This is a genomic window from Cryptosporangium arvum DSM 44712 (assembly GCF_000585375.1).
GTDB lineage: Bacteria > Actinomycetota > Actinomycetes > Mycobacteriales > Cryptosporangiaceae > Cryptosporangium > Cryptosporangium arvum.
This window is the reverse complement of the sequence record NZ_KK073874.1, coordinates 836,639-854,509: the sequence shown is the minus strand read 5'-3', so window position 1 is coordinate 854,509 and position 17,871 is coordinate 836,639. Positions and strand designations below refer to the sequence as shown.

At 71.5% G+C, this 17,871-nt stretch carries 19 protein-coding genes; 8 read left to right on the top strand and 11 right to left on the bottom strand.

Annotation, left to right across the window (positions count from 1 at the left end):
• Nucleotides 1-30 precede the first annotated feature (30 nt).
• On the top strand, nucleotides 31-1,419 hold the full coding sequence (locus CRYAR_RS03870; protein WP_084700041.1) for a type I glutamate--ammonia ligase: 1,389 nt from the start codon (nucleotides 31-33) through the stop codon (nucleotides 1,417-1,419).
• On the opposite strand, the gene CRYAR_RS03865 is transcribed toward CRYAR_RS03870, so the two are convergent.
• Entirely contained in the window at nucleotides 1,413-1,988 is a 576-nt protein-coding gene (locus tag CRYAR_RS03865; RefSeq protein ID WP_211247250.1) for an HD domain-containing protein, read from the bottom strand. The two genes, CRYAR_RS03870 and CRYAR_RS03865, sit on opposite strands and share 7 nt — an antisense overlap.
• 140 nt (nucleotides 1,989-2,128) lie before the next feature.
• Here CRYAR_RS03865 and CRYAR_RS03860 point away from each other — a divergent pair, with 140 nt between their 5' ends.
• A complete protein-coding gene (locus CRYAR_RS03860) occupies nucleotides 2,129-2,533 on the top strand; it encodes a pyridoxamine 5'-phosphate oxidase family protein (protein WP_035848513.1) in 405 nt (134 codons plus the stop codon).
• On the opposite strand, the gene CRYAR_RS03855 is transcribed toward CRYAR_RS03860, so the two are convergent.
• The 4 genes from CRYAR_RS03855 to CRYAR_RS03840 all read right to left on the bottom strand — a co-directional run bounded on the left by CRYAR_RS03855 (nucleotide 2,511) and on the right by CRYAR_RS03840 (nucleotide 5,194).
• On the bottom strand, nucleotides 2,511-3,503 hold the full coding sequence (locus CRYAR_RS03855; protein ID WP_051569710.1) for a M56 family metallopeptidase: 993 nt from the start codon (nucleotides 3,501-3,503) through the stop codon (nucleotides 2,511-2,513). The two genes, CRYAR_RS03860 and CRYAR_RS03855, sit on opposite strands and share 23 nt — an antisense overlap.
• Nucleotides 3,500-3,889, bottom strand: a complete 390-nt coding sequence (locus tag CRYAR_RS03850) for a BlaI/MecI/CopY family transcriptional regulator (RefSeq protein ID WP_035848512.1) — start codon at nucleotides 3,887-3,889, stop codon at nucleotides 3,500-3,502. The genes CRYAR_RS03855 and CRYAR_RS03850 overlap by 4 nt, the downstream gene beginning before the upstream one ends.
• Before the next feature lie 25 nt (nucleotides 3,890-3,914).
• On the bottom strand, nucleotides 3,915-4,394 hold the full coding sequence (locus CRYAR_RS03845; protein WP_035848510.1) for a DUF2231 domain-containing protein: 480 nt from the start codon (nucleotides 4,392-4,394) through the stop codon (nucleotides 3,915-3,917).
• Nucleotides 4,395-4,558: 164 nt separating this feature from the next.
• Nucleotides 4,559-5,194, bottom strand: a complete 636-nt coding sequence (locus CRYAR_RS03840) for a response regulator (protein ID WP_035848509.1) — start codon at nucleotides 5,192-5,194, stop codon at nucleotides 4,559-4,561.
• Between the two features lie 187 nt (nucleotides 5,195-5,381).
• On the opposite strand from CRYAR_RS03840, the gene CRYAR_RS44920 reads away from it, so the two are divergent.
• On the top strand, nucleotides 5,382-5,879 hold the full coding sequence (locus tag CRYAR_RS44920; RefSeq protein ID WP_084700039.1) for a GAF domain-containing protein: 498 nt from the start codon (nucleotides 5,382-5,384) through the stop codon (nucleotides 5,877-5,879).
• A gap of 69 nt (nucleotides 5,880-5,948) precedes the next feature.
• Nucleotides 5,949-6,560 carry an Rv1733c family protein gene (locus CRYAR_RS03825; protein ID WP_035848506.1) on the top strand — a complete coding sequence of 204 codons (612 nt, stop codon included), beginning with the start codon at nucleotides 5,949-5,951 and terminating at the stop codon, nucleotides 6,558-6,560.
• Nucleotides 6,561-6,579: 19 nt separating this feature from the next.
• On the opposite strand, the gene CRYAR_RS03820 is transcribed toward CRYAR_RS03825, so the two are convergent.
• The 3 genes from CRYAR_RS03820 to CRYAR_RS03810 are packed head-to-tail and all read right to left on the bottom strand — an operon-like array spanning nucleotide 6,580 to nucleotide 9,611.
• A complete protein-coding gene (locus CRYAR_RS03820; protein WP_051569709.1) occupies nucleotides 6,580-7,176 on the bottom strand; it encodes an ATP-binding cassette domain-containing protein in 597 nt (198 codons plus the stop codon).
• A gap of 51 nt (nucleotides 7,177-7,227) precedes the next feature.
• Nucleotides 7,228-8,226: a cytochrome d ubiquinol oxidase subunit II gene (cydB, locus tag CRYAR_RS03815; protein ID WP_035848505.1), complete on the bottom strand. Its 999-nt coding sequence runs from the start codon at nucleotides 8,224-8,226 to the stop codon at nucleotides 7,228-7,230.
• An 11-nt stretch (nucleotides 8,227-8,237) separates the two neighbouring features.
• Nucleotides 8,238-9,611 carry a cytochrome ubiquinol oxidase subunit I gene (locus tag CRYAR_RS03810; RefSeq protein ID WP_035848504.1) on the bottom strand — a complete coding sequence of 458 codons (1,374 nt, stop codon included), beginning with the start codon at nucleotides 9,609-9,611 and terminating at the stop codon, nucleotides 8,238-8,240.
• Nucleotides 9,612-9,698: 87 nt separating this feature from the next.
• On the opposite strand from CRYAR_RS03810, the gene CRYAR_RS03805 reads away from it, so the two are divergent.
• Nucleotides 9,699-12,119, top strand: a complete 2,421-nt coding sequence (locus CRYAR_RS03805; protein WP_035848503.1) for a phosphoketolase family protein — start codon at nucleotides 9,699-9,701, stop codon at nucleotides 12,117-12,119.
• On the opposite strand, the gene CRYAR_RS03800 is transcribed toward CRYAR_RS03805, so the two are convergent.
• Both CRYAR_RS03800 and CRYAR_RS03795 read right to left on the bottom strand, forming a co-directional pair.
• Entirely contained in the window at nucleotides 12,116-14,878 is a 2,763-nt protein-coding gene (locus CRYAR_RS03800) for a LuxR C-terminal-related transcriptional regulator (RefSeq protein WP_051569708.1), read from the bottom strand. The genes CRYAR_RS03805 and CRYAR_RS03800 overlap by 4 nt on opposite strands.
• Before the next feature lie 81 nt (nucleotides 14,879-14,959).
• Nucleotides 14,960-15,208, bottom strand: coding sequence for a type B 50S ribosomal protein L31 (locus tag CRYAR_RS03795; RefSeq protein ID WP_035848501.1), 249 nt, complete (start codon nucleotides 15,206-15,208; stop codon nucleotides 14,960-14,962).
• 117 nt (nucleotides 15,209-15,325) lie between these two features.
• On the opposite strand from CRYAR_RS03795, the gene rpmG reads away from it, so the two are divergent.
• Both rpmG and CRYAR_RS03785 read left to right on the top strand, forming a co-directional pair.
• Entirely contained in the window at nucleotides 15,326-15,493 is a 168-nt protein-coding gene (rpmG, locus tag CRYAR_RS03790) for a 50S ribosomal protein L33 (RefSeq protein ID WP_035848498.1), read from the top strand.
• A 69-nt stretch (nucleotides 15,494-15,562) separates the two neighbouring features.
• Complete coding sequence (locus CRYAR_RS03785; RefSeq protein ID WP_035848496.1) at nucleotides 15,563-15,865, top strand: hypothetical protein; 303 nt, start codon at nucleotides 15,563-15,565, stop codon at nucleotides 15,863-15,865.
• 10 nt (nucleotides 15,866-15,875) lie between these two features.
• On the opposite strand, the gene CRYAR_RS03780 is transcribed toward CRYAR_RS03785, so the two are convergent.
• Nucleotides 15,876-16,904, bottom strand: a complete 1,029-nt coding sequence (locus tag CRYAR_RS03780; RefSeq protein WP_035848495.1) for a bile acid:sodium symporter family protein — start codon at nucleotides 16,902-16,904, stop codon at nucleotides 15,876-15,878.
• Between the two features lie 105 nt (nucleotides 16,905-17,009).
• On the opposite strand from CRYAR_RS03780, the gene CRYAR_RS03775 reads away from it, so the two are divergent.
• Nucleotides 17,010-17,870 (top strand): LysR family transcriptional regulator, encoded by an 861-nt coding sequence (locus CRYAR_RS03775; RefSeq protein ID WP_035860475.1) that lies wholly within the window; start codon nucleotides 17,010-17,012, stop codon nucleotides 17,868-17,870.
• Nucleotide 17,871: the final 1 nt, after the last annotated feature.

Below are 17,871 nucleotides of genomic sequence, written 5' to 3'. Positions count from 1 at the left end.
GCGGTTATCGGCGGCAAGCGAGGAGTGAGCATGGCTCTCAGCACCATGAGCCCCCCGGCCATCCCGACCCCGGAGGAGCTCTGGGCGCGTGCCGCCGAGGAGCTCGCGAACGCCGGTGTGATCGGCGTGACGATCGTGTGGGCGGACAACAACGGCATCCCGCGGTCCCAGATCGTGCCGATCGACCAGCTGGCCAGCTGCTCCCGCTACGGCGTCGGCCTCACGTCGCTGTTCGCGGTCCTCGACTCCCACGACGGCACCACGTTCTCCCACCAGGACCTGTCCACACCCTCCGGTGAGGTGCGGCTGGTGCCGGTCATCGACCGCCTGGTGCGGCTCAAGGGCCAGCCGGCGTTCGCCTGGGCCCCGGGCCGCCAGCTCGGCGCCGACGGCCTCCCCACGCCCTACGACCAGCGCTCGGTGCTGGAACGACAGGTGGAACGCGCCCAGGACGCCGGGATCGCCGTCCGCGCCGGCTACGAACTCGAGTTCTACCTCTGCAAGGACGCCGAGCTCACCCCCGCGCACCGCGGACCCGCGTACAGCCCCACCGCGCTGCTCCGGGTCGACGAGTTCGTCGCCCAACTGCTCTCCGATCTCAACGCCGACGGCGTCCCGGTGGGGCAGCTGCACGCCGAGCACGGCCAGTCCCGGTTGAAGGTCACGATCACCGCGACCGACCCGGTCAGTGCGGCCGACCGCCAGATGCTCGCCCGGCAGACCATCCACGCGGCCGCCCGTGCCCAGGGGCTGCGGGCCAGCTTCGCGCCGGTGGTCGACGTCGCGGGGATCGGCAACGTCTGGCGGCTGCACAGCTCGCCGTGGCGGCGGAACAAGAACCTGCTGATGAACGGCGACGGTCCGCACGGCCTCTCCGAGGAGGGCGCGGGCTACCTGGCCGGGCTGCTCCGCGACCTGCCGGCCATCGCCGCCGTGAGCGCTCCGAGCGTCCCGTCGCTGACCCGGCTGCGGCCGAGCGCGTTCGCGGGCGCCTACGCGTTCTGGGGGATCGGGAACCGGGAGGCTCCGCTGCGCTTCCTGCCGTCGACCTCGATGCTCGGCCCGTCGCACGCCAACATCGAGCTCACGCCGTCCGACGCGTCGGCCAACCCGTACCTGGCACTGGCCGTGGTGATCGGCGCGGGCCTGGCCGGCATCGAGGAGAAGCTGGAACTGCCGGAGCCGATCCAGGAGGACGTCGGCACCTGGCCGGAGGAGCGGCGCTCGAGCCAGAACATCCGGCGGCTGCCGATCAGCACCGACGAACAACTCGGCGCGCTGCAGGAGAACCCGCGCATCGCCGCGGTGCTCGGCCCGGAGCTGGCCGGCGCGTTCGCGGCCGTGCGGCGCTCGGACCACCTCTGGGCACAGGACCGGTCGATCGAGGACGTGATCGACGGCCACCGCTGGCTCTACTGATCACCGACAGTCACGAGCCGTAACACGTTCTCCATCCGGCTCGCGACCCCGCGTAGGTACGGGGCGCGAGCCCGGTGCGCCCGCGCCTGCGGGGAGTCCGGGCCGTGCCGTCCGAGCATCTCGGCCATGCGCTTGTCGACGCTGTACGGCCGCCCGTGCGGGCCGACGGTCTGGTCGGCGTAGGTGAGCGCGTCCGAGACCAGCGAGACCTCTACCGGGAAGTCGGCCATCGCGGCGCCGAGCCCCCGCGCTTCGGCGACGAACCGTGCGCCGGAATGATGGGCGACCAGGCTGGTCAGACGCTTGGGGAGACCTAACCGGTCGAGGTAGCGTGCTCCGTCGAGCGGGTGGAAGCCGGTGTCGCGGACCTGGTCGGCGTAGCCGATGTCGTGCAACCAGGCCGCAGCCACGAGCAGGTCGCGGTCTTCCTGGTCGACGGCGGAGGCGAGCTGTCTCGCGCGGGCGGCCACTCCGGCGGTGTGGAACCACCGCTCGGCCGGCGGCGGGAGCAGCACCCGCGCCAAGTCCCGCGAAAGCTCGATTCCGAACTCGCACGCCATGACCACCATGAATCGAGTGTTACGCGCCGTGTCGAGAGTTGCCCGGGGGCAGTAAGGGTGCTCACGTCCTGTTCACCCACTGTTCGCTTTCGCCGGGACGGGACTTCCGGCCCTGGGGCGGGCCGCCGGCGCGACGCACACTCGTCACCATGGACACTCTCCACCGTGCGCTCGCCGCACTCGACCACCACGAGTGCCTCGCCCTGCTCGCGAGCGTGCCGGTGGGCCAGGTGGTGTTCAACGCGCGGGCGCTGCCCGAGATCCTGCCGGTGAACTTCCGGGTGGACGGCGACAGCGTGGTGTTGTCGGTCGCGAGCGGCTCGGTGCTGGCGCGGGTCAGCGACGGCACGGTGCTGGCGTTCCACGCCGACCGGGTCGACGAGACGTCCCGAACCGGCTGGAGCGTGACCGTGGTCGGACGGGTCAGCGAGGTCACCGACGAGGCCGAGCGCGCCCGGATCCGGGCACTGCCGCTGCAGTCGTGGACGAGCGACGAACGCGATCACGTGCTGCGGATCAGCGCCGAGCGAGTCACCGGCCGTCGTCTGGCCTGACCTGCTCCGAGATCTGCGCGCACGCGGACCGGTAGAGGCTCTCGACCGCACGCGCGCCCCACCCGGAGTGGATCGGCAGCGCCAGCGCGAGCACGATGACCAGCGCCAGCAGCGGGCGACCGGCCGGCAGCGGCGGTGTCATCAGCGCGGTGGCGCGGGCGGTCGCGTCGCCCGTGGTGGCTCGGAGCACCGGTTGCGGCGTGCGGCGCACCACCGGCGACCGCCCCGACCGGACGGCCGACCGGGCCAGCGCGGCCTTCGCGATCGCACGGGCGGCGACCGTGCGGTCCCCCACCTCGCGGGCGGCGTCCTCGTCGGCCCAGCGTTCGACCTGCTCGGTGACCGACGCGACGAGCGGCCGGAGCAGCGGGTTCAACCACGTGGTCACCCGGACGAGCAGCACGTGGGCGTAGTGGCGGCGGCGCAGGTGCGACCGCTCGTGGGCGAGCACGACCTCCTGCTCGCCCGGCGCCAGCACCTCGAGCAGGCCGGTGTGCATCACGACCAGCCCCGGCCGGCCGGGCACCGCGTACGCCTCCGGGTCGGGGTCGTCGACGATGAGGACGCCGTCGACCGGGCGCGCGCGGCCCCAGGTGTCCTTCGCGGCCAGCAGGTCACGGACCGCCGACCAGGCGACCGGGACCACCGCCGCGGCGGCGGCGAGCAGCGGCAACCCGACGAGCAGCACGACCGCGACCCGGCCGGGCGTGTGCAGCCCGTAGCCGTCGGGCAGCGGCGCCTCCCAGAGCAGAGGGCGCAGCAACGCCACGGCCGCGGCGCCCGCCCCGATCGCGGTCGCGGTGGCCACCCCGAGCGCGACGAGCGTCAGGCTCCAGGTGGCCGTCGCCGGGTGGACGCGGCGGACCAGGTCCGGTGCCGCCAGGCCGACGATCGCCGCCACCGCCCACGGCAGTACCGCCGCGAGCAGCCAGCAGCTCACCCCGAACCAGTTCAGCGTCTCCCAGTTCATTCCGGCTCCGTCTCGGCCAGCAGGTCCGCCAGGATCGCCTCGTCCTCGTGGCTGAGATCAGCGACGAACCGGGCGAGGACACCGCGCCGGTCGCCGCCGGAGTCCAGAATCTTGCGCATCCGCCGGGCGGCGGCGCCCACCTGCATGGCTTCCGGGGTCTCCACCGGCCGGTACGCGAACGACCGGCCGGAGCGCTCCCGCGCTAACACGCCCTTGGTGTGCAGCCGGACCAGTGCGGTCTGCACGGTGGTGTACGCGAGTTCGACCGAGAGGGCGTCCCGGACCTCCGGGACCGTGAGCGGCCCGGACGAGTTGGCCAGGACCTCGAGCACGGCACGCTCCAGCGATCCGCTCGACCGCCGCGCCTGGCCCCGCTGCTCGTCCACTGCTACCTCCTGCCACCGTGAGCACCTATTCTGCCGCGATCACGCCGTCCCAGGCGGCCTTCGCCCCGGAGTCACCGACCCGGTACGTCGCGTAGACGGATCCGACCGCGACGACCACCGCCAGCACGGCCAGCCCGACGGTGAGCGCGGTCTTGCTCGAGCCCGAGCGGGCCGCGGGCACGAACCGGTGCACGGCCCAGACCGCGACCGACACCACGAACAGGCCGATGGTCCAGGGCAGCAGCTGGTCGGCGAAGTGGGCGTGCTGCGCGACCTGCGGGCTACCGCCGCCCATCCGCTGCCGGAGCCAGTCCCCCGCGTTCGCGGTGACCGGGACGCTGATCAGCGAGAGCAGCGCGGCGATCGGCAGCACGACGCCGATGCGGTGGCGCGCGTTCGGCCAGAAGGCGCTCGCGACGAGCATCAGCGCGGTGATCGGGATCATCACGACGACGAAGTGGACGAGTAATACGTGGGCAGGCAGCCCGTTGATCTCGGTGGGCACGGCGCATCTCCTTTAGCGTTCAACTACTTCCCATTATTACTACATACCTGTGTAGTAACTAGGTAAGTCGTGAACCCGCAACCAAGTGCGCACGTATCCGAGTTACCCGAACCGGGTTCCACCGCGGCCGGCCGAAACTCCCCCCTCCCGGCCTGCCGCGGTGGCTAGTTCGCGAGCAGCTTGGTCGCGAGGATCGCGGCCTGGGTGCGGCGTTCGAGCCCGAGCTTCGACAGCAGGCTGGAGACGTAGTTCTTGACCGTCTTCTCGGCCAGGAACATCTCGTCGCCGATCTGCCGGTTGGTCAGCCCCTGCGCGATCAGCTCGAGGATCCGCCGCTCCTGCCCGGTGAGCCGGGCCAGCTCCGGCGGCTGGTCGTCGTGGCCGTCGCGGATCCGGGTGAGCACCTGCTGGGTCACCGCGGGGTCGAGCAGGCTCTGCCCGGCCGCGACCCGCCGGATCGCGTCGACCAGGTCGGTGCCGCGGATCTGCTTGAGCACGTAGCCGGCGGCTCCGGCCATGATCGCGCTGAACAGGGCCTCGTCGTCCTGGTACGAGGTGAGGATCAGGGCTTTGATCGACGGGTCGGCCGACCGGACGTCACGGCAGACGTCGATGCCGTTGCCGTCGGGGAGGCGGGCGTCGAGCACGGCGACGTCCGGGCGCAGCGCGGGGATCCGCCGGGTGGCCTCGGGTGCGGAGCCGGACTCCCCGATCACCTCGATGTCACCGCTGGATTCCAGGAGCGCGGCCAGACCACGACGGACGACCTCGTGGTCGTCGAGGAGATAGACCCTGATCACCCCTTCACGCTAGGACGTTCGGCGCGTTCCCGACACGGGCTAAAGTCCCGAATCGTGGCCGACGTTCCACTCGGACGGCTGCACCGGCTGCTCGACGCCGTGGTGTCGATCGCCAGCGACCTGAGCCCGCCCCACCACCCACCGGCCCGAGCAGTGGCTCACCGCGTCCACCGACGTCACGGCCGCGCTGCTGCGGGGTGCGGACACGACCGGGACGGCCGCGCTGATCACGGCCGAGGCCACCGAGATCGCGCACGCGGACTCCGCGCTGCTCCTGCTCCCGCGAGAGCGGCCAAGGCTCCGGGCTGATGGAGCCGGTCACCGGCCACCGTTACCGGCTCGACGAGACGATCGCCGCCGCGCTCGACACACCCAGCGCGCGCGGTACCCGCTGGCCGCCGGGAGCCGCCCCCTCTCCCCCGAGGAGACTCCGAACCCGTTCGACGGTCCGGCGGTACTCGTGCCGCCGGTGGCCGGTGGGCACCTGCTCGGCCTGATCGCGGTGGTTCGCGGGCCCGGCGGGAAGCCGTTCGGGGACGCCGGCGTCCGGATGGTGCAGGCGTTCGCCGGGCAGGCCGCGCTGGCGGTGGGGTCCGGCCGACCGGTCGACCGGCCCAGCGGACTGCGCGGCGAGGCGCTGACGAACGTCGCGCGTCTGCACTGGACGGTGCCGTTCGACGCCTGAATGAACGGGACCCCACGCTCGCGTCGTCTAGCTGACGGAGGGTCCGGACACCGGCAAGGAGAACCATCGATGCGCCAGCCGAAGTACACGCTCGGCCGCCGTGCGGTGCGGTCGCTCGGGCTGACCAGGAGCCCGCTGCGGCGCCGGGTCGATCGGCTGGAGCGCACGCTCAGAATCCTCTCGTCGCTGGCCGTCCTCGCGGTGTCGGTGATCTCGTTCCTGGTCGTCCTCGGCACCTACCACCGGGGCCTGGACGAGGCCACCGCCGTGCGGTCGCACCTGCGTCAGGTGCCGGTCGTGCTGCTCTCCGAGACCCCGGGCGGACGCACCCCGGTCGGCTCGGTGCCGCCCGCGCGGGGGCCCGGCGTGCCGGCCACCTGGACGCTCCCCGACGGCACGATGCGGACCGGCAACGTGTTCGGGGCACCGGCCGGTGCGCTCGGCGGCGCGTCGGTCGAGGTGTGGATGGACGCGGACTACGCGCCGGTGCGGCCCCCGGTCGAACCCGCCGACCTGCGGTTCCGGGCCGGAGCGACGGTGCTCGGCTGCGTCAGCATGTTCGGTTTGATGATCTGGGGCCTCTACCAGTGGGGCCGTGGCCGCCTGGACGAGCGGCGCGACGCCGATTGGACCCGCGAGTGGCTGCTGTTCGAACGTCAGTGGCGCGACCGGCTGCACTAGGCCCCGTTCGGAACAGACCCTAGGCCGGCACGAGCGCGGGCACCGCGATGACGACGTCGGCGATGGCCAGCAGGGCGGGCCGGTGCACGGCCAGCAGCACGGTCCGCCCGGCCACCAGCCGGCGCAGCACCGCGAGCGCTTCCTCGCCGTCGGCGTCGAGCATCGCCGTCGGCTCGTCGAGCAGCACGACGGCGGAGTTACGCAGGAACACCCGCGCGAGCCCGATCCTTTGACGCCGGTCGTCGGCCCGGGTGTCCTCGCCGACCACCGCGTCGAGCGTCCCGTCGAGACCGGCCGCACGCGCCGCGTCCGCGACCTCGGCGTCGGTCGCCGACCACCCCATCCGAATGTTCTCCGCGATCGAACCGGCGACCAGCGCCGGCCGCCGCGGCACCCAGGCGACCTCGGACCACCAGGCCGAAGGGTCGAGATCGTCCAGATCGACGCCGTCGACCGTGACCCGCCCCTGCTCGGGCCGCACCAGACCGAGTGCGACGGTCAGCAGGTTCGACGCGTCGTCGGAGCCGAACAGCGCGGTGACCCGCCGTGGCCGGACCTCGAACGAGACACCGTCCCTGACGTTCTCCAGCCGTAGCGTTCTCTCCGACAAGTCCACGGAAAGAGAACGGGGCCCCGGCTCGGAGGGTTCGAATTCCATGGATGTAATTCAGGCCACAGGGATGTCGGCGGTGCCGATCCGCTTCCGGAAGACCCAGTACGACCAGCTCTGGTACAGCACGACGAGCGGTGTGAAGATCGCCGCGACCCAGGTCATGATCTCCAGCGTGTACGGCGTCGAGGACGCGTTCGTCGTCGTCAGGCTGTAGGTGTCGGCGGTGGTCGAGGGCATCACGTTCGGGAACAGCGCGGTGAACAGCGTGACGACCGCGAGCACGATCGCGGCGCCGCTGGCCAGGAACGCCCAGCCCTCCCGGCCGGCCCGGATCGCCACCACGGTGGCGACCAACGCGACCGCCGCGCCGACGACGGTGGCCCAGGTGACCGGCTTGCCGACCGTGACCTGCGTCCAGAGCAGGAATGCCGCCCCGATGACGATCGTGGCCGCCGCGACCCGGACGGCGAGCGACCGGGCGCGCTCACGGATCTCGCCGTGGGTCTTCAACGCGACGAACACGGTGCCGTGCAAACCGAACAGCGTCAGCGTGGCCAGGCCGCCGAGCAGGGCGTACGGGTTGAGCAGCGTGAAGAACGTGCCGGTGTACTCGGCTCGAGCGTCGATCGGCACACCGCGGACGATGTTCGCGAACGCGACGCCCCACAGCAGCGCGGGCACGAACGAGCCGGCGACGATGCCGACGTCCCAGGCGCGCTTCCACCGGGCGGAGGCCCGCTTGCCCCGGTACTCGAACGCGACACCGCGGACGATCAGCGCCACGAGGATGATCAGCAGCGGCAGGTAGAAGCCGCTGAAGAGCGTCGCGTACCACTCGGGGAACGCGGCGAACGTGGCGCCGCCGGCGACCAGCAGCCAGACCTCGTTGCCGTCCCAGACCGGGCCGATCGTGTTGATGAGCACGCGGCGCTCGGTGTCGTCCCGCCCGAGGATCGGTAACAGCATGCCGACGCCGAAGTCGAACCCCTCGAGGAAGAAGTAGCCGGTCCAGAGCACGGCGATCAGCAGGAACCAGACGGTGGTGAGTTCCACGGGAAACGTCCTCAGTAGGCGAACGCGACGGGGCGCTCGGCGTCGTCAGGGGCGGCGGCTTCGTCGGGCCCGGCCTTCGCGTACTTCGCCATCAGCCCGAACTCCACCACGGCGAGCGCGCCGTAGAGCAGCGTGAAGACGGTGAGCGACGTCGCGATCGTGGCCGCGGGGACGTTCGGCGAGACACCGTCGGCGGTGCGCAGCAGCCCGTGCACGACCCACGGCTGACGGCCCATCTCGGTGAAGATCCACCCGAACGAGTTCGCGAGGATCGGCAGCGGGATCGCCCACACCGCGACCTTCCAGAGCCAGGGCCGGGGCCTGCGGAGGAAGACCAACAGGGCCGCGGACACGGCCAGGGCCAGGAGGCCGAACCCGATCATCAGGCGGAACGACCAGTAGGTGACCGGAACGACGGGCCGGTAGTCGCCCGGGCCGTAGGCGGCCTCGGAGTCACGCTGGACGTCGTTGATCCCCTCGACCTCACCGTCCCAGCGGCCGGTGGCCAGATAGGACAGCAACCGCGGCACGCGGATGCTGAACACCTCGTCCCTGCCGTCCAGCGAGCCGATCGTGAACACCGAGAACGACGCCGGCGCCACCGTGTCGTACAGCGCCTCGGCCGCGGCCATCTTCATCGGCTGCTGCTCGGTCATGATCTTGGCCTGCGCGTCCCCGCTGATCACGACGCCTATCGACGCCACCAGCAGGAACCACGCCCCCAGCTTCAGCGACGGACGCATGACGTCGGCGTGACGCCCGCGGGCCAGGTGCCAGGCCGCGACGCCGATCATCAACGCCGCCCCGGTCATGAACGCGGCCAGCACCACGTGCGGGAACGTGACGAGCGTCGTGGAGTTCGTGAGCACGGCCGGGAAGTCGACGAGTTCCGCCCGCCCGGTCTCGGCGTTGATCCGGTACCCCACCGGGTGCTGCATCCACGAGTTCGCGGCCAGGATGAAGTACGCGGAGAGCACGGTGCCGATCGAGGCCGCCCACATGCAGGCCGCGTGGATCGCCTTCGGCAGCTTGTCCCAGCCGAAGATCCAGAGCCCGAGGAACGTCGACTCGAGGAAGAACGCGAGCAGACCCTCGATGGCCAGCGGCGCGCCGAAGATGTCACCGACGTAGCGGGAGTAGTCGCTCCAGGCCATCCCGAACTGGAACTCCTGGACGATGCCGGTGGCCACCCCGAGCGCGAAGTTGATCAGGAAGAGCTTTCCCCAGAACTTCGTCGCCCGCTTGTAGTGCTCCTTACCGGTGCGGACGTACGCGGTCTCCAGGATCGCGACCAGCACCGACAGGCCGATCGTGATCGGCACGAAGATGAAGTGGTACACGGTGGTGATGCCGAACTGCCACCGCGCGATGTCGAGCTGATCCATGGTTCACAGCTGAACACCGGGTGGCGGGAAGAGGTCAGGGACCAAAGTCCTCTGTTTATCGACCCGCACCTGCGAAACCCTCAAGTCATGAGTCTCGGCACCGATACCACCGCCATCGATCTCGCCGAACGCGTCCGGCAACTCGACGACACGGACCTGGCTCGCGTCGACGCGTGGTGGAGGGCGAACAACTATCTGACCGTCGGACAGATCTACCTGCAGGACAACGCCCTGCTGCGGGAGCCGCTGCGGCCGGAGCACATCAAGCCCCGGCTGCTCGGGCACTGGGGTACCAGCCCCGGTCTGTCGTTCCTCTACGCCCATCTGTCGCGCCTGATCCGGATCACCGGTCAGCAGGCGCTCTACCTGGCCGGTCCCGGTCACGGTGGCCCCGCGCTGGTGGCGGCCGGCTGGCTGGAGGGCACCTACAGCGAGGTCTATCCGCGCGTCGGCCGCGACGGGAGCGGTCTGCACCGGCTGTTCCGCCAGTTCTCGGCACCGGGTGGTATCCCGAGCCACGTCTCGGTCACCACGCCGGGGTCGATCCACGAGGGCGGCGAGCTCGGTTACGTCCTGGTGCACGCGTTCGGCGCGGTCATGGACAACCCGGACCTGCTCGCGCTCGCGGTCGTCGGTGACGGCGAGGCCGAGACCGGCCCGCTGGAGGGCGCCTGGAAGGGCATCTCGTTCCTCAACCCCGCACGCGACGGCGCGGTCCTGCCGGTGCTGCACCTCAACGGCGCGAAGATCTCCGGTCCGACGGTGCTCGCCCGCAAGGACCCGGCCGAGGTGCGTGAGCTGTTCTCCGGCCACGGCTACGACGTGATCGAGGTCGAAGGCTCCGACCTGCCGGGGATGCACCACGGCTTCGCCGCGGCGCTGGCCACGGCGTGGGCGGCGATCCGGCGGATCCAGGAGTCGGCCCGCGACGGCGGCTGGGACGGCTCCCGCCCGCGGTGGCCGATGATCGTGTTGCGGACGCCGAAGGGCTGGACCGGCCCGGAGGTGGTCGACGGCACACAGGTGGCCGGCACGTTCCGCGCGCACCAGGTTCCGCTCTCCGGCGTCAAGGACAACCCCGAGCACCTGGCTCAGCTCGAGCGGTGGATGCGCTCGTACCGTCCGGACGAGCTGTTCGACGAGAACGGGACGCCGAACGCTGACGTGCTGGCCGCGAACCCGGCCGGTGACCTGCGGATGTCGGCCACGCCCCATGCCAACGGCGGGCTGCTCACCCGGGACCTCGACCTGCCCGACTTCCGCGACTACGCGATCGACGTCGAGGCGCCGGCCGGTACGCGGGCGGAGTCGACACGCAAGCTCGGCGAGCTGATGCGTGACATCTACGCCCGCAACCCCGACCGCTTCCGGCTGTTCTCCCCCGACGAGACGAACAGCAACCGCCTGGGTGCGGTGTTCGAGGTGTCCGACCGGGCCTGGGCCGAAAAGGTCTACGACAGCGACATCTCGCTGAGCCATCAGGGCCGGGTGATGGAGGTATTGAGCGAGCACAACTGCCACGGCTGGCTGGAGGGCTACACGCTCACCGGCCGCCACGGCCTGTTCGGCACCTACGAGGCGTTCGCGATGGTCAGCGCCTCGCAGACCGTCCAGCACAGCAAGTGGCTGGAGGAAGCCAGCCACCTGTCGTGGCGGGCGAAGGTGCCGAGCCTGAACATCCTGCTCACCTCGACGGCCTGGCGCAACGACCACAACGGGTTCTCCCACCAGGGCCCCGGCCTGATCCAGACCGTGCTCACCCAGCGCGGAACGGTGTCGCGGATCTACCTGCCGCCGGACGCGAACTGCCTGCTCTCGGTGGCCGACCACTGCTTCCGCTCGCGGTCCTACACCAACTTGATCGTCATCGACAAGCAACCGCAACTGCAGTATCTGACGATCGACGAGGCGATCGAGCACTGCGCGCGCGGTGCCGGGATCTGGGAGTGGGCCGGCAACGACGACGGCACCAGCGACCCCGACATCGTGCTGGCCTGCGCCGGTGACGTCGTGACGATGGAGACCGTCGCGGCGGCCCAGATCCTCACCGAGCGGCTGCCTCACTTCCGCACCCGGGTCGTGAACGTCGTCGACCTGATGGCGCTCCAGCGGCCCAAGGACCACCCGCACGGCATGGAGCCGATGCTCTTCCGCGAGTTGTTCACCGACCACGTGGACGTCGTCTTCGCGTTCCACGGGTTCCCGGGAGCGATCCACCAGGTCGTGCACGGACGCCCGGACGCCGACCGGTTCCACGTCCGCGGGTTCATCGAGGAAGGCACCACGACGACGCCGTTCGACATGACCGTGAAGAACAAGGCGTCGCGCTACCACCTGGTGATCGACGCGCTGAACAACGCGCGACGCACGCCGCCGGGCGCGTCGGAGCTCAAGGCCTGGTGCGAGGCGCAGCTGGCCAAGCACGAGCAGTACGTGGTCGAACACCTGGAGGACATGCCCGAGGTGGCCGACTGGGTACTCCCCGCCCGGGGCACCGCGCCTTACTAGGAGAGGCGGCGGACCAACTCGACCCGGGACCGGACGCCGAGGCGGACGAAGATGTTGCGCATGTGGTGGTCCACGGTTCGCACGCTCAGGTAGAGCTGGGCGGCGATCTCCCGGTTCGTCGCTCCCTGGGCGGCGAACCGGGCGATCCGCAGCTGTTGCGGGGTGAGGTCGGGGCGGTGTGCGCGCTCGGGCCGGACGTCCTCGCCGGTCGCGCGGAGCTCGCCCTGGCACGCGCGCACCCACGGTTCGGCCTCCAGCTGCCGGAACGTGTCCAGTGCGTCGTGCAGCACCTCGCGCGCCGCCGGCGCACCCCGGCGTCGACGCAGCTCGTGGGCGTACAGCAGCTCGGTGCGGGCCCGTTCGAACTCGTGCCGGCCGAGGCGGTGCAGCCGCATCGCCTCCCGGTAGTTCTCCTCGGCCACCGCGGGGTCGGACGCGACGAGCGCCCGGCACCGGGCCGCGAGCGCCATCGGGGCCGGGCTGCCGGTCGCGTTCGCCCAGGCGTCGAAGTGGCCGCCGACCGTGGCCGCGGCCCCACGGTCGCCGTAGCGCAGAGCCGCCTCGACGAAGTGCGGCGCGGCCATCATCCTCACCAACGGATGGCTCCGTCCGCTCGCGGTGACGAGCACGCGGAGCCTCGCCATCGCTTCGGTCGTGCGGCCCACGGTGAGATCGAGCGCGCCCAGCGCCCAGTGGGCCATCGCCACCGACATCCCCGGGCCGCGGTCGTCGGCCTCGGCGATCGCCGCGCGGGCGCGCACCACGCAGGTCGGCTCGTCGCCCCGGGGCACCGCGAGCAGCGCGAGGCTCGCCAGCTGGAAACTCGCCGAGCCCGGTTGGCCGAGGGAGCGGGCCAGCGCGAGGCCTTCGTCCGCGGTGGACGTGGCACCGGCGTGGCGTCCCAACCAGAGCTGGGCGTAGGTGCTGAGCTCGAAGGTGCGGGGCAGGGCCGCGATCTCGCCGCGCACCTGCGCCGAGGCGCGGGCCCGCACCGAGAGCCCGAGGGCGGTGTCCTCCTGGCCGAGGATGCACGCGGTGAGGGCGGCCCAGCTCAGCAACGTCGGGTCGTGGTGCTGGGTGCTGAGTTCGAGCACGCGGCGCAGCGGGGCGACCGCGTCGGCGTGCCGGCGTTCGAAGGTCGCGGCCATGCCGGTGCAGAACTCGAACATCAGCTCGGCGGCGCCGGACTCGTCGCCGCGGCGCAGCGCGATCACCCGGTGCAGGGTGCGCAGGTAGCGGCGTTCGTCGCCGGAGACGAAGTCGACCTCGCTGGCGTGGATGAGCGCGATCATCGCGGCGGTGCGGTGGGGCTCGCCGAGGCGGTCGGCCGCGGCGAGCAGCAACTCCTGGGCGGCGGTGGGGGTGCCGGTCCGCAGCGCGATCTCGCCGCGGAGCAGGTCGCGGAAACCGAGTAGCGCGGCCTCCGGGTGCGGGGGGCGCAGGCGGGCGAGCAGCACACCGGCGCGGTGCGGCCGGCCCGCCAGCCAGGCGTCCCTGGCCGCCGCGAGCAGGTGCTCGGCCTTGTCGTCCGGGTTCGCGGTGAGCTCCGCGGCCCGTTCGACCGCCTCGGAGGCCGCCGCGTGATCGCCGTTCCCGCGAACGACCTCCGCCGCCCGCGTCAGCTCCTCCGCGACCGCACCCCGCTCGCCGTCCGCGCTCCCGCCGCCGTTTCCGACGTCGGCCTTCGTGCGGCCGGCAGCGGTCGGTCCGTCGGGCGGAGGTGGGGTGAGTGCGGCCAGGTGCCAGGCCCGGCGGAGGTGGCGACGGGCCTCGGCTCGGAGGTCGGCTCCGGCGGGTTCACCGGCGAGCACGTCGGCGAGGAGGCGGTGGGCGGCGCGGCGGTCGTCGTCGGACGCCGCGTGGTAGACCGCTCCACGCAGCAGCGGGAAGCGGAAGCGCATCGAGCCGTCGGCCTCGTGGACGAGCCCGGCGGCCTCCGCCGGCGCGAGCGCCGACAGATCTCCCCCGGCCGCCGCGGCCGCGCGACCGAGCGTGCGGACGTCCACCTGCTCGTCGGCCGCGACGAGCAGCAGGAGCCGGCGGGCCGCGACCGGCAACCGGGCCAGGCGCGCGTCGTACTCGCGGCGCACCCGGCCGTAGAGCGGCAGCGTCTCCGGGAGCGGGGCGCGGCCGTCGCGCTGATCGGCCGAGAGCGTGCGCGTCAGCTCCTCGATCGCGCGGGGGTTGCCACCGCACCCGCGTCCGATCGCGGCCGCCACGTCGGCGGGGACCGTTCCGGCGAGGAACTGCACGGCGTCGACCCCGGGCAGCGTGGCCGACGGCAGACCGGGCAGCGGCGGCCGGTCGTCGGGCATCGTGAACAGCATCGTGATCGGCTCGGACGCGATCCGGCGGGCCACGAACGCCAGCACGTCCCGGGAGGCGTCGTCGACCAGGTGGACGTCGTCCACGCAGCAGCGCACCGGCTGTCTTCGCGCCGCCCGGGTGAGCAGTTCGAGCACCGCGACGCCGAGCGGTAGTCCGGCCGGAGCGTCACCGGCCATCATCCGGGCGAGCGTCGCCGCCGGCCGCTTCGGCAGCGACGGGATCCGGTCGGCCAACGGCATCAGCAGCCGGTGCAGCGCGGCGAACCGGAGGCCGGTCTCGGTCTCCACGCCCTCCGCGGTCAGCACCTCCGACCCGTCGGCGGTCGCCGCGACCTGCCGGAGCAGCGACGTCCGGCCGATGCCCGGCGGCCCCTGGACCACGACCGCGTGCACGTCGTCGAGCCGCGCGCTGATCTCGGGCGGGATGAGCATGGATGGACCACGGGGGTGATCAGCCAAAGGTTCGCGACACGACGATGGCCCCGCTTTCGCGGGGCCATCGGTGGTTCGTGGTTACTTCTTCTTCGCGTACCGCGCCCGGAACTTCTCCACGCGGCCGGCGCTGTCGAGGATGCGCTGCTTGCCGGTGTAGAACGGGTGGCTCGCCGACGAGATGTCGACCTCGACGAGCGGGTAGGTGTTCCCGTCCGTCCACTCGATCGTGCGGTCGGTGCTCACCGTCGAGCGGGTCAGGAACGCCTCGTCCGCCGACCGGTCACGGAACACCACGGGACGGTACTGGGGGTGGATGCCAGGCTTCATGCCTTCGTTCCTCTCTCTTCGTTCTCGGTTGGATAACCCAACTGACCACGCCGGCATTCCCGGGAATTCTTGAACATGGTTTTCGTTATGGTAACCGCGAGAAGAGGGAGGCCCCACATGGCCAAGGGCAACGAGCTCCGTCCCGTGGTGAAGCTGCGGTCGACGGCGGGCACCGGCTACACCTACGTCACGCGGAAGAACCGGCGGAACGACCCCAACCGGCTCACGCTGACGAAGTACGACCCGCGCGCCGGGCGTCACGTCGAGTTCCGCGAGGAGCGCTGACACCTGCGAAAGGGCCCGGTAACGGGCCCTTTCGTGTGCGCGGGGTCCGCTCCGGGTAGCGACAGTGGCATGACTGCGAACCCCTCGGACGCCACCCCCTCCGACCTCGAAGCCCGCGACGCCGCAGCCCGCGACGCGGTCCCGAACCCGGAGGCCCCCGACGTCACCGGCTACCTCCCCGAGATCGACGCCAGGCCCGCGGAGAAACCGCGCCCGGCGATCCCGCCGATCCCGAAGTGGGTCGTCCCCGCCGTCGCCGCCGTGCTGGTGTTCGGCCTGCTGGCGTTCCCGTTCGGCTGGTCGGTCTGGGCCGCGCTCATCGGGGCGGTCGCCGCCGGCGCGATCTCCTACGCCTTCGTCTTCAAACTCTGACGAGCGCGGGCTACGGCGCGGCGGGCTGCGGCGCGGCGGGTTCCGGCACGGCCTCCGCCGACTCCGACTCCGACTCCGCCGGGGCCTGGGCGGCCCAGCGGCGGGCGAGCACCGCACACGTGATCAGCTGCAGCTGGTGGAACAGCATCAGCGGCAGGATCACCAGCCCGGCCCCCGTGCCGGCGAAGATGACCGTCGCCATCGGCACGCCGGTGGCGAGGCTCTTCGTCGACCCGGTGAACATGATCGTGATCCGGTCCTCCCGGGAGAACCGCAGCCGGGACGCGACGAACCAGGTCACGACCAGCACCAGCGCCAGCAGCACCACGCACGAGATCGCCAGCGCGGCCAGGTCCCACCCGCTCAGCATGCTCCACACGCCGGCCACGACCGCGCCGCTGAACGCGGTGTAGACGACGAGCAGGATCGAGCCCTTGTCGAGCAGCCCCAGCACTTGCTTGTGCTTGGTGACGAACCCGCCGATCCAGGGCCGCAGCAGCTGACCGAGAGCGAACGGCACCAGCAGCTGGACGACGATCCTCACGACCGTGCCCCCGGAAACGTGTACTCCGGACGAGAGCAGCATCGCGACCAGCAGCGGCGTCAGCACCACGCCGAGCACGTTCGACAGCGAAGCAGTACAGATCGCAGCCGCGACGTTACCCTTGGCCACCGATGTGAACGCGATCGATGATTGCACCGTCGAGGGCAGCAGGCACAGGAACAATATTCCGGCCGCCAGCTCGGGGTCGAGCACCACCTCCGGGAGCAGCCGCAACGCGAGCCCGAACACCGGGAAGAGCACGAACGTGAGCGCCAGCACGAGCAGGTGCAGCCGCCAGTGCCGCATGCCTGCGACCATCGTCTCGGTCGAGAGCCGCGCCCCGTAGAGGAAGAACAGGAACCCGATCGCGACGATGATGAGCTGGTCGAGTACGTCTTCGACCACCCCGGAGGCCGGCAGGACGGACGCGAACGCCACCGTCGAGAGCAACGCGACGATGTAGGGGTCGGGGCGGAACCGACGGAGCGCGGACATGAACCTCTTCCGAACAGACGCAAGGACCAACCATCCAAGCGTGCGACACGCGCCGCTGATCGTGAAGTGCGATCACCCCTCTGACTGTGATCATAAAATGTGATGATGTTCGACCCGGTCCAGCTCCGCTCGTTCCTCGCCGTCGCCCGGGCCCGCAGCTTCACCCGCGCCGCCGCCGACCTGGGCGTGCAGCAGTCGACGGTCAGCCAGCACATCCGGAAGCTGGAACAGGCCACCGGGCGTCCGCTGTTCCTGCGCGACACCCACACCGTGCTGCTCACCGCCGACGGCGAGGCGATGCTCGGTTTCGCCCGGGCGCTGGCCGAGATCCACGACCAGGCCGCGGGTTACTTCGCCGGCTCGGAGCTGCGCGGACGGCTCCGGTTCGGCGTCTCGCAGGACCTCGCGCTGACCCAGCTGCCACGCATCCTGCGCGACTTCCGTCGGACGCATCCGCTCGTCGACCTGGAACTCACCGTCGAACTGAGCGGGACGCTGCACGCGCGGCTGAAGTCCGGCGAACTGGACCTCGTCTTCGCCAAGCGGATCGCCGGCCAGGCCGACGGCCAGCTGGTCTACCGCGAGCGGCTGGTCTGGCTGGGCGTGCCCGACCTTCGGCTCGACCCGGCCGGGCCGGTGCCGCTGATCATCTACCCGCCGCCCAGCCTCACCCGGGAACGGGCGCTGGAGGTACTGGCCGAGCAGCGTCGTCCCTGGCGCACGGTGTGCACGAGCGCGAGCCTCAACGGGCTGGCGGCCGCCGCGCTGGGCGGGCTCGGCGTGGTTCCGTTCGTCCAGCGGCTGGCCCCAGCCGGACTGACCGAGATGCCACCGCAGTACCGCCTACCGGCGCTCGGTGACGTCGACTTCGTGTTGCTGCACACCGACCGGGTCGTCCCGGAGTCGGCCGAGGCGCTCGCCGCCGCGATCCGCACCGCCGGGGACCACCCCAACCCCGCCGCTTAAA

Bases quoted from the DNA above. Each gene is read 5' to 3' on its own strand.
- CRYAR_RS03855 (WP_051569710.1), bottom strand. From the start codon at position 3,503: ATGAACTGGGAGACGCTGAACTGGTTCGGGGTGAGCTGCTGGCTGCTC.
- rpmG (WP_035848498.1), top strand. From the start codon at position 15,326: ATGGCCAAGGGCAACGAGCTCCGTCCCGTGGTGAAGCTGCGGTCGACG.
- CRYAR_RS03800 (WP_051569708.1), bottom strand. From the start codon at position 14,878: ATGCTCATCCCGCCCGAGATCAGCGCGCGGCTCGACGACGTGCACGCG.
- CRYAR_RS03785 (WP_035848496.1), top strand. From the start codon at position 15,563: ATGACTGCGAACCCCTCGGACGCCACCCCCTCCGACCTCGAAGCCCGC.
- CRYAR_RS03805 (WP_035848503.1), top strand. From the start codon at position 9,699: ATGAGTCTCGGCACCGATACCACCGCCATCGATCTCGCCGAACGCGTC.
- CRYAR_RS03775 (WP_035860475.1), top strand. From the start codon at position 17,010: ATGTTCGACCCGGTCCAGCTCCGCTCGTTCCTCGCCGTCGCCCGGGCC.
- CRYAR_RS03795 (WP_035848501.1), bottom strand. From the start codon at position 15,208: ATGAAGCCTGGCATCCACCCCCAGTACCGTCCCGTGGTGTTCCGTGAC.
- CRYAR_RS03865 (WP_211247250.1), bottom strand. From the start codon at position 1,988: ATGGTGGTCATGGCGTGCGAGTTCGGAATCGAGCTTTCGCGGGACTTG.
- CRYAR_RS03825 (WP_035848506.1), top strand. From the start codon at position 5,949: ATGCGCCAGCCGAAGTACACGCTCGGCCGCCGTGCGGTGCGGTCGCTC.
- CRYAR_RS03860 (WP_035848513.1), top strand. From the start codon at position 2,129: ATGGACACTCTCCACCGTGCGCTCGCCGCACTCGACCACCACGAGTGC.
- CRYAR_RS03810 (WP_035848504.1), bottom strand. From the start codon at position 9,611: ATGGATCAGCTCGACATCGCGCGGTGGCAGTTCGGCATCACCACCGTG.
- CRYAR_RS03780 (WP_035848495.1), bottom strand. From the start codon at position 16,904: ATGTCCGCGCTCCGTCGGTTCCGCCCCGACCCCTACATCGTCGCGTTG.
- CRYAR_RS03870 (WP_084700041.1), top strand. From the start codon at position 31: ATGGCTCTCAGCACCATGAGCCCCCCGGCCATCCCGACCCCGGAGGAG.